This window comes from Nocardioides sp. Root151, assembly GCF_001427925.1.
Lineage (GTDB): Bacteria > Actinomycetota > Actinomycetes > Propionibacteriales > Nocardioidaceae > Nocardioides.
In genome coordinates, this window is the sequence record NZ_LMGG01000001.1 from 1,008,207 (window position 1) to 1,020,427 (window position 12,221).

General features: G+C 69.1%; 12 protein-coding genes. 6 read left to right on the top strand and 6 right to left on the bottom strand.

The features are described from left to right. From ASD66_RS04765 to surE, 6 genes are read left to right on the top strand one after another with little or no spacing between them, the layout of a single operon-like run. A complete protein-coding gene (locus tag ASD66_RS04765; protein WP_056890176.1) occupies positions 1–1,635 on the top strand; it encodes an ATP-binding cassette domain-containing protein in 1,635 nt (544 codons plus the stop codon). Further along, positions 1,604–2,374 (top strand): ABC transporter ATP-binding protein, encoded by a 771-nt coding sequence (locus ASD66_RS04770; RefSeq protein WP_056687813.1) that lies wholly within the window; start codon positions 1,604–1,606, stop codon positions 2,372–2,374. Before ASD66_RS04765 ends, ASD66_RS04770 begins: the two co-directional genes overlap by 32 nt. Positions 2,375–2,383: 9 nt before the next feature. Beyond that, the gene (locus tag ASD66_RS04775) at positions 2,384–3,394 is read left to right on the top strand and encodes a hypothetical protein (protein WP_056890177.1); all 1,011 of its coding nucleotides are present in this window, start codon (positions 2,384–2,386) and stop codon (positions 3,392–3,394) included. After that, complete coding sequence (locus ASD66_RS04780) at positions 3,391–4,674, top strand: phosphotransferase family protein (protein WP_200949867.1); 1,284 nt, start codon at positions 3,391–3,393, stop codon at positions 4,672–4,674. The genes ASD66_RS04775 and ASD66_RS04780 overlap by 4 nt, the downstream gene beginning before the upstream one ends. Further along, positions 4,671–5,216 (top strand): hypothetical protein, encoded by a 546-nt coding sequence (locus ASD66_RS24670; protein WP_056890179.1) that lies wholly within the window; start codon positions 4,671–4,673, stop codon positions 5,214–5,216. The genes ASD66_RS04780 and ASD66_RS24670 overlap by 4 nt, the downstream gene beginning before the upstream one ends. Beyond that, positions 5,213–5,995 (top strand): 5'/3'-nucleotidase SurE, encoded by a 783-nt coding sequence (surE, locus tag ASD66_RS24675; RefSeq protein WP_162254247.1) that lies wholly within the window; start codon positions 5,213–5,215, stop codon positions 5,993–5,995. The genes ASD66_RS24670 and surE overlap by 4 nt, the downstream gene beginning before the upstream one ends. A gap of 68 nt (positions 5,996–6,063) precedes the next feature. On the opposite strand, the gene ASD66_RS04795 is transcribed toward surE, so the two are convergent. Genes ASD66_RS04795 through ASD66_RS04820 form a run of 6 tightly spaced genes read right to left on the bottom strand, consistent with a single transcriptional unit; the run spans position 6,064 to position 12,168 of the window. Then, entirely contained in the window at positions 6,064–7,194 is a 1,131-nt protein-coding gene (locus ASD66_RS04795; protein WP_056890181.1) for an epoxide hydrolase family protein, read from the bottom strand. 6 nt (positions 7,195–7,200) lie between these two features. Continuing rightward, positions 7,201–8,229: a hypothetical protein gene (locus tag ASD66_RS04800; protein WP_056890182.1), complete on the bottom strand. Its 1,029-nt coding sequence runs from the start codon at positions 8,227–8,229 to the stop codon at positions 7,201–7,203. 1 nt (position 8,230) lies between these two features. Then, positions 8,231–9,283 carry a phosphotransferase family protein gene (locus ASD66_RS04805; protein WP_056890183.1) on the bottom strand — a complete coding sequence of 351 codons (1,053 nt, stop codon included), beginning with the start codon at positions 9,281–9,283 and terminating at the stop codon, positions 8,231–8,233. A gap of 7 nt (positions 9,284–9,290) precedes the next feature. After that, the gene (locus ASD66_RS04810) at positions 9,291–10,136 is read right to left on the bottom strand and encodes an enoyl-CoA hydratase/isomerase family protein (RefSeq protein ID WP_200949869.1); all 846 of its coding nucleotides are present in this window, start codon (positions 10,134–10,136) and stop codon (positions 9,291–9,293) included. A gap of 5 nt (positions 10,137–10,141) precedes the next feature. Further along, positions 10,142–10,954, bottom strand: coding sequence for an enoyl-CoA hydratase/isomerase family protein (locus ASD66_RS04815; protein ID WP_056687789.1), 813 nt, complete (start codon positions 10,952–10,954; stop codon positions 10,142–10,144). Further along, positions 10,951–12,168 carry a CaiB/BaiF CoA transferase family protein gene (locus tag ASD66_RS04820; RefSeq protein ID WP_056687786.1) on the bottom strand — a complete coding sequence of 406 codons (1,218 nt, stop codon included), beginning with the start codon at positions 12,166–12,168 and terminating at the stop codon, positions 10,951–10,953. Before ASD66_RS04820 ends, ASD66_RS04815 begins: the two co-directional genes overlap by 4 nt. Positions 12,169–12,221: the final 53 nt, after the last annotated feature.

Here is a 12,221-nt window from a genome sequence, read left to right on the forward strand (position 1 = left end):
ATGGACGACTTCCTCTCCCTCTTCGGCGTCTACGACTTCGCCGTCCGTGACGCGCTCGTCCTGGTGCTGGTCGCGCTCGCCCTCTACGTCCTGCTCAGCGCGGGAATCTTCGCCGTGCCGCAGGTCGGCCTGATGGCGATCGGGTCCTACGGCTCGGCGATCCTCTCGGTCGACATGGGAGTGCCTGTCGCCCTGGCGTTACCAGCAGCAGCCGTCATTGCGGGCGCGGTCGGCGTACTCCTGGCGACCCTGGTCGCCCGACTCAACGGGATCTACCTGGCCATCGCCAGCATCGCGTTCTCCGAGGTGGTCCGGGTCGCGGTGCTCAACGTCCCGCTCACCGGAGGCTCCCAGGGCAAGGTGGGGATCTCCCGCGAGGTGACCGACCTGTGGATCTGTGGGGCCGTCCTGCTGGCCACCGTCGCCCTGGTGTGGCTGCGCCGCTCCCGGCACGGTCTGGTGATCTCGGCCATGCGCGTCGACACCCTGATGGCCCAGCACCAGGGCATCAACGTGGTGCGCGTCCGCACGCTGCTCTTCGGCCTCTCCGGTCTGCTGTCGGGCACGGCCGGCGCCCTCCAGGCGCACACCGCTGGATTCATAGACCCGGGTCAGTTCAACTTCGACCTGCTCACCAAGCTCCTGGCGGTTGTCGTGATCGGCGGCATGACGTTCGTGGGTGGCTCGTTCGTCGGCGCCCTGGTCATCTTCGGCCTGCCTTTCACCCTCGAGGGCTTCGCCGAGTACCAGGTGCTGGTCAACGGGCTGATCATCGTGCTCGTGGTTGCCTTCGCCCCCGGCGGCATACTCGGCGTGCTGTCACGGCTCCTGGCCCGGCTCCGTCGGTCCGACGCACCCGGTGAGGCCGGATCGCCCGTGGTGCCGGGGCCCGGGGACGCTCCTGCCGGAATCGGCCCGGTCGCCCTGGACGCCGACGACGTGCGCGTCACCTTCGGCGGTGTCCACGCACTCGACGGAGTCAGGCTCACCGTCGGACAAGGTGAAGTGCTCGGCGTGATCGGGCCGAACGGGTCCGGCAAGACCACGCTCATCAACGCCCTGTCGGGCGCCTACACCCCGAGCTCGGGCACGGGCGCAGTGGACGGCGTACCCCTGGCACTGCTGTGGGGCCGGCCGCACCTCCTGGCCCGCGCCGGCATCGCCCGCACGTTCCAGACCATTCGTCTGATGGACGACAAGTCGGTCGCCGCCAACGTCGCCCTCGGGTTCCCGCCCCAGGTCCCACGCCGATCGGAGGCCACCCGCGAACTGCTCGCCCGTATGGGGCTGGACCAGATCTCGGGAGTGCCGGCGGGCGAGCTGCCCTACGGCGTACGCCGGCAGGTGGAGATCGCCCGGGCCCTGGCCCGGAACCCGCGGGTGCTTCTGCTCGACGAGCCAACGGCAGGGATGAGCCCGACGGAACGCGAGGGCGTGTTCACCGCGGTCGACGCCGCTCGGCGCCATGGCCTGGCCGTGGTGCTGGTCGAACACGACGTCGCGATGATGCGGCGCTTCTGCGACCGGCTGATGGTTCTCGACTTCGGCCGTGTCCTGGCCGAGGGCTCACCCGACGACGTGCTCGACTCGAAGGAGGTCATCGATGCCTACATCGGTTCCGGCGCTCTCGCTTGAGGGAGTGAGCGTCTCCTACGGCCACGTGCGGGCGGTGACGGACGTGTCCTTCACCGCCCACCCCGGGCGCGTGGTGGCCCTGCTCGGCCCCAACGGCGCAGGCAAGTCCACCCTGCTGCGGGCGATCTGCAACCAGGCCACCAAGGTCTCCGGGCGGGTCACCCTGTTCGGGGCGGACATCTCGACGACACGCACCCACCGCATCACCCATCGTGGCGTCGCACTGGTGCCCGAAGGCCGTCGGGTCATCGCACCTTTGACCGTGCAGGAGAACCTGCAGGTCGCGGCCGGTGGCGCTCGACGGCTGGAGCCACGCGACCGCACGGCGGCCATCGAACGCGTCTACCACCTGTTCCCACCACTTCAACGGCTGCGGGACCGACCCTCGGCACTGCTCTCCGGGGGCGAGCAACAGATGGTCGCCATCGGTCGCGCGCTCGTCGCACGACCCGACGTGCTGCTCCTCGACGAGCCCAGCATGGGCCTTGCCCCGGTGATGGTCGAGACCATCTACGGCTTCCTGAAGGAGCACGGCGCCACCCTCGGGGAGACCGCCGTCGTGCTCGCCGAGCAGAACCGCTCCGCCCTGGCCGTCGCCGACGAGGTCGTCGTGCTCTCCCGCGGGCGCGTCGTCCATGCGGGGCCGGCCAGCTCCCTGCCCGAAGACGTGCTGACCGAGGCCTATCTCGGGTCGGCCACCCCCGAACCACCCGTGCCCGCCTCGAGCGGCGCCAACTGAGGAGACAAGATGATCACCGACGCTGATTCCGAGTTCCACCCCCGCGACCCGAACGACCGGACGTGGACCGAGACGATGTTCGTCCCGTTCTCGATCCCCGAGCACAACATCTTCGGCAACGTCTACGTGCTGGCACGCCCCAATGCCGGAGTCGCGACATCCTCGATCCTGGTCGGCCAGGGCTTCTGCCACCAGCCCTATGAGATCGACTTCACCGACCCGCAGGTTCACCTGCCGTGCCCCGAGTCGTTCCGCAAGTTCGACCTGCCCAACGGGCTGAGCGTGAACACGCCCAACCCGAAGGAGTACGACGCCACCTACCGCAACGTGCTCGGCGCATGCTCCTTCGACCTGTCGTTCCGTGCCCTCCACGAGCCGTTCGATCCGGGCGACCCCGACCAGAACCCGCTCCTGGAGAAGGACCGCTCCACCGACGACACCCGCCACGGCGACGAGTGGGAGAACGGGCACTTCGAGGTCAAGGGCCACATCACCGGTGAGCTCGAGCTGCGCGGCAAGAAGTACACCATCGACTGCTATGACGGCATGGACCACAGCTGGGGCCCTCGCCTGGAGACCGGTACGCGGTCCGTCGCATGGGTCTCGGTGAACTTCGGCCCCGAGCTCGCCATGCACCTGGCCGTGCTGATCTCGATCAACGCCGGCAAGGTCACCTATGAACGCCTGCGGTTCGGGTTCGTCAGCCGCAACGGCGAGGTCCGACCGATCGTGGCAGCCGAGATCACCGCAGAGCACACCAGCATGCTGGCGATCAGCAACCACATCGTGGCCACCGACGACCGGGGTGAGACCTACGAGTTCTTCGGCGCCGCCATCTCCAGCCACCCGTGGCACAGCTTCAACCCCTCGCACGTGGCCTACCAGGGCATGTTCCGCTATCACTGGGGCGACAAGGTCGGCTATGGCGAGATGGCCGACATCTATGGCCTCGACTACCTGGCCGAACGCATGTCGAAGCACGGCCGTCACCGTGGCCTGGCCGGACAGGAGATGGCATGACGGCGTCAATGGACGAGACGGAACCCGCGAACCAGACGGGGCCTGACCACGACCCCGGTGTGGACCTCATCTGGGACGTCGACTTCGACGTACGCGACGCCCCGTCGGCGGCCTTCATCGACGAGGTGCGACGCACGTTCCCCACCGAACCCGAGATCGACCGGACCCTCACCCGCAAGATGCACCACCGGTCGGGGCCCGCCTACCAACGGCCCTCCCTCGAAGAGCTCGCGAAGCATCTGGAGACCTTCTTGCGCCATGAGCTCGGCGACGTCGAGTTCGAGGTGGTGGACCTGCACTGGTTCACCGGCGGGGTCTCCAAGATCCAGGTCGGCTTCGTGCTCGAACGCCGCGAGCCCGACGGGTCGACGCGGTCGGACCACATGGTGGTGCGGATGGATCCCTCTGAGGGCTCCAACGCCACCAGTCGGGCCCGGGAGTTCGAGCTGCTGCGCCTGCTCAAGGGCACGGTCCCCGTCCCGGAGACGTACTTCATCGATGCCGAGGGAGAGTTCTTCCCCGAGCCAGCGCTGATCTACGCCTTCGCCGAAGGCGTGACCAAGCCCCGGGTCGCGACGACCGGGAAGATCAGCGGGTTGGGCACGAACTTCGGTGACCACCGCAGGCTCCTGGCCCCGCAGTACCTCCAGCACCTCTCGGCGATCCACAACGCCGACTTCCGCGGTCACGAGTTCAGCACCCTCGCCGTCCCCGAGGCAGGCACCACCCAGGCCGCCGAGTGGGCGGTCAACCACGCCCTGCGTTGCTGGGAAGAGGACCGTGGGGAGGACAGCCCGCTGATGGAGGTGGCCGCCCGCTGGTTGCGCCGCAACCTGCCGACCCTCGACGTCGCCAGCGTGGTCCACGGAGACTTCCGCAGCGGCAACTTCCTGTTCGACGAGGACAGCGGCCGGATCAACGCCTGGCTCGACTGGGAGCGCGGACTCATCGGCGACCGTCACCGAGACCTCGCCTGGATCACGCTTCCGACCATGGGCCACTACGACGCCGAGGGCACCTACTGGGTCTGCGGCCTGGTTCCCCTCGACGAGTTCTTCACGACGTACGAGCAGGTGTCGGGTCTGACCGTCGATCCGGAGCGCCTGCGGTTCTACCAGGTCCTGTGCTGCTTCTCGATCATCGTGTCCACGATGGCCTCGAGCTATCGCATCGCGCGGCTCGGCAAGTCGCACCAAGACATCCTGCTCACCCGGGTCGAGGGCATGGTCCCGGTGATCTCCCGCGTGCTGATCGATCTGCTCAAGGAGCCAGTCACATGAAGGACCACAGCGAGAACACCCTCCGCGCCGCGATCAAGTCCCTGCGGGACACGGTCACCCCGGCGGTCGACCCGAGCGACCCCCAGGCCGCCGAGCAGCTCCGGCTGACCATCGACTTCCTGGAGTTCCTGCGCACCAGGCTGTACGACGTCCACGCCCGGCACCGCTACGAGCTCGAGCACCAGATGGTCGTCGCGCGATCCCTCCTCAAGGACGCCCACCAGGTCTCCGACCGGGTCGGAGACGCCATGATCCGTGCGCTCAGCACGGCCGCCGCCGCGCATGCAGACGCGGCTACCCACACCCGGGACCTGCAGGCGGCCTCGGATTCCCTGTGGGGCAGCGTCCGGACCCTCGTGCGCGAGGCCGCAGCGGCTCCCGAGGCAGTGCAGGAACGGATCAGCACCAGCATCCTGTCCGGGATGGAGCCGCTGGTCGAGCTGGAGAGCGCGTGGTATCTCCCGTTCGGGTTCGAACCGGATCCGGAATCGGTGACACCGCTCGCCGACCTGTGGTCCACACCGAGCGGTACGGCGTCTTGAGGATTCTGGTCACCAACGACGACGGGATTCGGGAACCCGGTCTGATCGCACTCGCCGGAGAACTGACCCGGGCCGGGCACGAGGTGCACGTGCTCGGGCCGGCGCGCGAGCGCAGCGGCAGTTCCGCCGGGTTCGCCACCGTGGTCGACCACGCCCGGATCCCGATCGAACCGGTGGTGCTGGACGGCCTGCCCGGCATCACCGCCCGAGCCATCGACGCCCCGCCGGCGCTGGCCGTCAAGGCGGCGTGCGCCGGCGCCCTCGACTGGACGCCGGAGCTCGTGGTCTCGGGAATCAACCCGGGGTTCAACACCGGCCGGATGGTCCTGCATTCGGGCACGGTCGGAGCGGCCCTGACCGCTGTCAGCCACGACGTCCCCGGTCTCGCCGTGAGTACGGCCAGGGCCGACGCCGACGGCTTCGCCACCGCCGCCGTACTGGCCGCCTGGCTCGTCGAACTGGCAGAGGCCGAGTCCCTGCCGCCGATCGCGCTGAACCTGAACGTCCCGGCCCTGCCCCTGGCAGAGCTCGACGGGATCAGCGCAGCTTCATTCTCGGACACCTCGGTGAGCGACGTCGGGTTCGTCCTGGAAGGGGACGCGTTCGTCGTCCATCGTTGGCAGAACCAGCCGCCGTTCACGCCCGGGACTGACGCCGCACACCTGCACGCGGGTTGGGCCACACTGAGCGCCGTCTCGCCGCCTTGGGCATCCGCCGGCCCGGTCGATGCCCTTGCCGACGCCCTGTGCAAACGCTGGATCGACACGGTCAGGTCATGACGTGACGACGACGCCCCTGTCCACCGACGCGGGCACGCAGGGGCGTCGTCCGCGCGCAGCAGACATCCTCAGCGGCCCGGACCGAGGCCAGCCACGAAGGCCCGGATCTCTTGGGCGAACAACTCCGGGACCTCGGCGGCCGCGAAGTGGCCGCCACGATCCTGCTCGCTCCAGTAGGTCAACCCGCGGTAACGCCTGGCCACAGCCTTACGGGGCGGACGGATGATCTCGTGCGGGAAGACGGTGACGCCTGTCGGCACGTCGACGTACGTCGCCCGGTCGAGCCCGACCGCTTCCCGATAGAGGCGGGCCGAGGACGCAGCGGTGCCGGTCAACCAGTAGGTCGAGACCACGTCGAGCATCGTGTCGTCATCAAGCAGGCAGTGCCCGTCCTGATCGACGCCTGACCAATCCTTGAGCTTCTCCACTATCCAGGCACACTGACCCACCGGAGAGTCGGAGAGCGAGTAGCCGATGGTCTGCGGCCGGGTGCGTTGGAGCAGGTTGTAGCCGTGGCCGTGCCTGCGGAATCGGCCCTCGCGCTCGACACCCGCCAGCTGAAGCTCTGACGCGCCGTCCTCATCGCCCTCCTCGCGGGCAGCCATGGGCATCGTCAGGTGCACCCCGAGCAGGCGGTCGGCGTGGCGTACGCCGAGCTCGGTGGTCACCATCGCACCCCAGTCGCCACCCTGAGCGATGAACCGGGAGTAGCCCAGGGCCTCCATCAGAGCGACCCAGGCATCGGCGGTGTGCTCGACACCCCAACCGGACCCGGTCGGCTTCCCGCTCCAGCCGTAGCCGGGCAAGGACGGACAGACCACATGGAAGGCCTGGCCCCGCTCGGGCTCAGTCAACAGCTCGATGACGTCGAGGAACTCGAAGCAGGTGCTGGGCCAACCATGCGTGAGCACCAGCGGCACGGCATCGGGATCACTGGACCGCACGTGGACGGCGTGGATGTCGAGCCCGTCGATCTCCACCAGCACCTGCGGCACCGAGGCAATGCGGGAGGCGTAGCGCTCCCAGTCGTAGCCGTCCTGCCAGTGGGCCACCAACCGCTTCATCTCGTCCAACGGCGGGCCCTGGGCCCAGTCAGGCTCGGTGGCCGCTTCAGGCCACCGGGTCCGGCTCAATCGGAGTCGCAGGTCAGTGACCTGTTCCGGGTCGAGGCTCGGTGTGAAGGGCCGCGGCTCAGCCATGGCCAGTCAGACCAGCGTCGGCACGTAGGAGTACGACGACGAACGGGTCAGCGCGAACTCGAAGATGCCCGAGCCGTTCACGCCGTCCAGCGTGAACGACGCGAGCCGGTCGGTGAGCGACGAGTCCACGGTGCGCTGGGTGACCGAACCGTCGAGCGGCCAGGTCTCCCCCTCGACGTGGTCGACGCCCAGCGCCTCGCCGTGGTGGCCGCCGTACCCGGCGCCGGCCATCAGCCCGCCACCACCAGAGGCATCGGTCTCGATCGGCAGCACGTCGCCGGACGCGGTGGTCACCTGCACCAGTCCCGACTTGAGGTCGAGCTGGTCGTCGAAGACAAGGTCGTGCTTGACGTCGGTGATCTCGTCGAGCCGGCCGTCGGTGTGCATCACCGCGCCCTCCAGGAGCAGCCGTGAGCCGTCGCGGCCCTCGACCAGCAGGAAGCCGACGGAGCGATCCGGGAACTGCGCCTGGTACCAGATGTGCAGGCCCTGGCCGCCCTGCATCGTGCGTACGCCGCGGGAGCGGTCGCGCTGGCTGTACCACTGTTCGACGCGCTGTTCCTCGCCGTCGATGGTGACCGTGCCGTCGGCGTACCCCGACTGGAAGAGGTGCGCGAAGGAGGTGGTCTCACCCTTCGGGTTGGTGACGTCGATGTCGCCCCACCAGGCCGGCGTGCGCGCGTGCCACGTGAGGTCGAAGGTCAGGCCGGTCGGGTTGTCGGCGAGCTTCAGCCGCCAGGTCGTGTTGGGCTCGACCACCTCGTAGGAGAAGGGCCCGCAGGTGTCCCAGGACGTCGCCGAGAGCTCGGTCGAGTAGCGGGCGTTGCGCTGCTCGGTGTCCGTGCTCAGCTGGGCGAAGCCGTCGACGGTGTCGCGCAGCGGGTGCAGGCCCAGGCCGACGATGATGGAGGGCCGGGAACCGTCGGTCCGGTGGAAGTTGAAGACGAACCGGTCGAAGAACTTCTCGGGCAGGCCGTCCAGCTCGTCGGGCGTGACGATCGGGTCGTGGAACGGCTCGTTGGATCGGTTGGTCATCTCAGTCCTCCGGTGGAGCAGGGGCAGGGGGCAGTCCGGCGGTGTGGTGGGCGGCATCGAGGAACGACTGCACGAGGGCCTGGTCGGCGTAGTAGTCGTCGCCGACGCCGCGCGCGGCCCGTCGGCGGCCGTATTCGTAGAGCACGGCGAGCTTCCACAGTGCCAGCGCGGTGTACCAGTCGAGCTCACCGAGGTCGGCACCGGTGCGATCCGCGTAGCGGGCAGCAAGCTCCTTGCGGGTCGGGTAGCCGTCCTCGAGCATGGCCGTGCCCAGCTCCTCGGTCGGAGTCAGCGGCTCCTCCGGGTCTGGCACACTGCTCAGGAAGTAGCCGAGGTCGAACAGGGGGTCACCGATGGTGGCCAGCTCCCAGTCGAGCACCGCCTTGATCTCGCCGGGCCGGTCCGCGTCGAGCACGACGTTGCCGATGCGGAAGTCGTTGTGCACGATCGCCGCGCCCGACTCGGCCGGGACATGCACCTGCAGCCAGGCGTCGATCTCCGCGAAGTGCGGCGGCGGCTTCCCGTCGTCGTCGGCCACCAGGCGCGCCATCCGCTTGAGGTGGCGGGCGTTGAAGCCCTCGGGCTTGCCGATGTCGGTGAGCCCGGCGGCCCGCCAGTCGACGGCGTGCAGGTCGGCCAGCGTGTCGACCAGGGTCTCGCCGATCCGGCGCCGCACCTCAGGAGTGTCGAGGGGTGCCGGGGACTCGGTAGTGACGACCGGGCCCGCGGCGAAGCTCATCACGTAGAAGTGCACGTCGATGACCTCATCGGCCTCGGCCGTGGCCAGGACGTCGGCGACCGGGACCGGCGTTCCCGCCAGAGCCCCGACCAGCCGGGCCTCGCGCAACATGTCGTGGGCACCCGGCGGGGTCGGCGGCGGCGGCGGACGGCGTACGACGACCTGGCGTCCGGTGCTGTCGGAGACCAGGTAGGTGAGGTTGGAGTGGCCGTCACCGATGCGCTGCGTGGTCACCTCACCCGAGGTCAGGCCTCGCTTCTCGAGGAAGGCGGCGAGTCGGCCGCGCTCCTCGACGGACCAGTCCCAGTCGCTCATCGCGTCCTCACTCCCCGGTGAAGCGGGGTGCCCGCTTCTCCTTGAACGCGGCCAGCGCCTCGGGCATGTCCGTGGTGCGCGACATCAGCGCCTGGCCGCGGTTCTCGAGCTCGATCGCCGCGGCGTACGACGTGATCTCCTGGTTGCGCTGGATCGCTCGCTTGGACATACGGACTCCACCGGGTGAGTTCGCAGCGATCATCCGGGCCATTGCCAGGGCCTCGTCGAAGAGGTCCTCGGAGGGTACGACGCGGTTGACCAGCCCGATCCGCTCGGCCTCGTCGGCCTTCACGATGCGTGCGGTGTAGCCGATCTCGGCTGCCTTCGCAGGGCCGATCAGGCGGCTCAGGTTGTACGACGTGCCGAGCTCGCCCATCGACAACCCGACCTTCACGAAGGCGGCGCTGAACTTGGCCGTCGGCGCGGCAAGCCTGATGTCGGCGGCCAGGGCGAGGGCCAGCCCGCCACCGGTCGCCGGTCCGTGGATCGCGGCGATCACCGGGAACGGCAGGTGCCTGATGCCCTGGATGCCACCCGTGGCGATCTCCTGGAACTTGAGGAACTCACGCACGCCCATCTCGGTGATCCGGTGGATCTCGTCGAGGTCGAAGCCTGCGCAGAACGCGCGGTCACCCGTGGCGGTCAGGATGAGGGCGCGCAGGGGCGCGTCGCGCAAGGCGAACGCGGCCTCGCCGTACTCACTGAACATCCGGATCGTCTGGCTGTTCATCCGGTCGGGTCGGTTGATCCGCAGGACGCCGATGTCTCCCTCGAGGACCTCGAAGGTCAGCTCCTGGAGGGGTGGGAAGTCCACGGCCACGGTTGCCTGCTGGGGTCGGTCGGTCACGGTCATCTCACTCACTCCCCCGTGAAGACGGGCTGGCGCTGTTCCTTGAAGGCCGCGAGGGCCTCGGGCATGTCCGATCCGCGGGTCAGGAGCGCCTGGCCACGGTTCTCGAGCTCGAGCGCGGCGGCGTACGAGCCGACCTCCATGTTCGCCTGCAGCGCACGCTTGGAGAGCTGCACTCCCCCGGGGCTGTTCGAGACGATCTGGGCGGCCAGCGCGAGGGCGTCGTCCAGCAGCTCGTCGTCCTTGCTGATCGAGTTCACAAGGCCGATCCGCTCGGCTTCCTCCGCCTCGACGATGCGGCCGGTGAACGCGATGTCGCTGGTCACCGCCGGCCCGACGAGCCGGGTGAGCAACCAGGACGTGCCGAGGTCGCCGGCCGACAGGCCGATGCGGACGAACGCGGCGTTGAACTTCGCGGCCGGCGTGCCGATCCGGATGTCTGCCTGCAGGGCGAGCGCCAGGCCGCCTCCGGCAGCAGCTCCGTTGACGGCGGCGATGACCGGCACCCGCATGGACCGTACGGCGACCAGGGCCCGGGCAGCACGTTCCTGCTGGTTGAGCATGCCCATGGCACCCAGGCTCGAGAGGTGCTCGGCGTCGGCCAGGTCGTAGCCGGCGCAGAACGCCTTGCCGGCACCGGTCAACACGACGGCTCGGAGGCTGTCCTCGTCGTCGAGGTCGAGCGCCATCCGCTCGAGCTCGGCGAACATCTGGTTGGTCATCGCGTTGTAGCGGTCGGGCCGGTCCAGCGTCACGACGACGACGCCGGGACTGACCTCCTGCAACCGCAGGGTCTCGTAGGACCTCTCGAGGCTCTTCATCTTCTGAGGCTCTCCTTGTGGGTACTCGTGTTGTCGGTGGATGGGGGATCCGTCTGGGCGATCGCACCGGACCGGGTCCACTTCTCGATGCGGTCATGGGGCACTCCCCAGGCGGCAAGCGCCTCGAGGGTGTGCTCGCCGGGCGCGGCCGGAGGACCGTCCACCTCGGCGGGGGTGCGGCTGAACCTGGGCTGGGGCGAGGGCTGGGTGATGCCCGCGACGTCGACAAAGGTTCCGCGCGCCACGTTGTGCGGGTGCTCCCACGACTCCTCGACCTCGAGCATCGCCGAGACGCAGCCACGGCCGTCGGCCCGGTCGACCCACTCGTCGCGCGGCCGGGTGCGTACGGCGTCCGCGAACACCTTCTTCATCTCGGGCCAGCGGGCGCGGTCGTTCTGGTCCGGGAGACTGGCCGGGTCGATGTCGAGGATCTCCAGGAGCTCGGCGTAGAAGTGCGCCTCCATGGCCGCGACCGCGAGCCACTTCCCGTCCGCGGTCTCGTAGACGTCGTAGAAAGGCGCCCCCGAGTCGACGATGTTCGCGCCCCGCGTGGTCTCCCAGGTGCCACCGCTGACGAAGCCGTGGAAGGCGGCGCCGAGCAAGGCCGAGCCGTCGACCATGGCGGCGTCGACCACCTGGCCCGTGCCGGAACGCTGCGCCTCCCACACCGCGGAGACGACGCCGAGGGCGAGGACCAGCCCACCCCCACCGAAGTCGCCGACGAGGCTGAGCGGCGGTGTCGGCGGTTGGTCGGGACGCCCGATCAGGGCGAGCACGCCGCTCTGTGCGACGTAGTTGAGGTCGTGCCCGACGGCCTGGGCCATCGGTCCGTCCTGGCCGTAGCCCGTCATCCGCCCGTAGACCAGGCGCTCGTTGACGGCGGCACAGTCGTCCGGCCCGATGCCGAGTCGTTCGGTGACGCCGGGTCGGAACCCCTCGATCAGGACGTCCGCGTCACGCACGAGCTCGAGGACGACGTCGCGTCCCTCGGGGTGCTTGAGGTCGACGGCGATCGACCGCCTGCCGCGATGCATCACCTCGGTGCGGAAGTCGGCGTTCGGGCCCACCAGCGCGGCACCGCTCGTGCGGTCCACGCGGATGACGTCGGCGCCGAGATCGGCGAGCAGCATGGCGCAGAACGGGCCCGGCCCGATACTCCCGATCTCGACCACCTTCAGGCCGGCCAGCGGACCTGTGAACGATCGTTTCGTCATGTCACCAGCCTACGCGATGTGTCAATGGTCAGTCCATAACTCGCGGCATGCGG

Excerpts from the sequence above, each read along its gene's own strand:
- ASD66_RS04765 (WP_056890176.1), top strand. The coding sequence starts at position 1 with ATGGACGACTTCCTCTCCCTCTTCGGCGTCTACGACTTCGCCGTCCGT.
- ASD66_RS04770 (WP_056687813.1), top strand. The coding sequence starts at position 1,604 with ATGCCTACATCGGTTCCGGCGCTCTCGCTTGAGGGAGTGAGCGTCTCC.
- ASD66_RS04775 (WP_056890177.1), top strand. The coding sequence starts at position 2,384 with ATGATCACCGACGCTGATTCCGAGTTCCACCCCCGCGACCCGAACGAC.
- ASD66_RS04780 (WP_200949867.1), top strand. The coding sequence starts at position 3,391 with ATGACGGCGTCAATGGACGAGACGGAACCCGCGAACCAGACGGGGCCT.
- ASD66_RS24670 (WP_056890179.1), top strand. The coding sequence starts at position 4,671 with ATGAAGGACCACAGCGAGAACACCCTCCGCGCCGCGATCAAGTCCCTG.
- ASD66_RS04795 (WP_056890181.1), bottom strand. The coding sequence starts at position 7,194 with ATGGCTGAGCCGCGGCCCTTCACACCGAGCCTCGACCCGGAACAGGTC.
- ASD66_RS04800 (WP_056890182.1), bottom strand. The coding sequence starts at position 8,229 with ATGACCAACCGATCCAACGAGCCGTTCCACGACCCGATCGTCACGCCC.
- ASD66_RS04805 (WP_056890183.1), bottom strand. The coding sequence starts at position 9,283 with ATGAGCGACTGGGACTGGTCCGTCGAGGAGCGCGGCCGACTCGCCGCC.
- ASD66_RS04810 (WP_200949869.1), bottom strand. The coding sequence starts at position 10,136 with ATGACCGTGACCGACCGACCCCAGCAGGCAACCGTGGCCGTGGACTTC.
- ASD66_RS04815 (WP_056687789.1), bottom strand. The coding sequence starts at position 10,954 with ATGAAGAGCCTCGAGAGGTCCTACGAGACCCTGCGGTTGCAGGAGGTC.
- ASD66_RS04820 (WP_056687786.1), bottom strand. The coding sequence starts at position 12,168 with ATGACGAAACGATCGTTCACAGGTCCGCTGGCCGGCCTGAAGGTGGTC.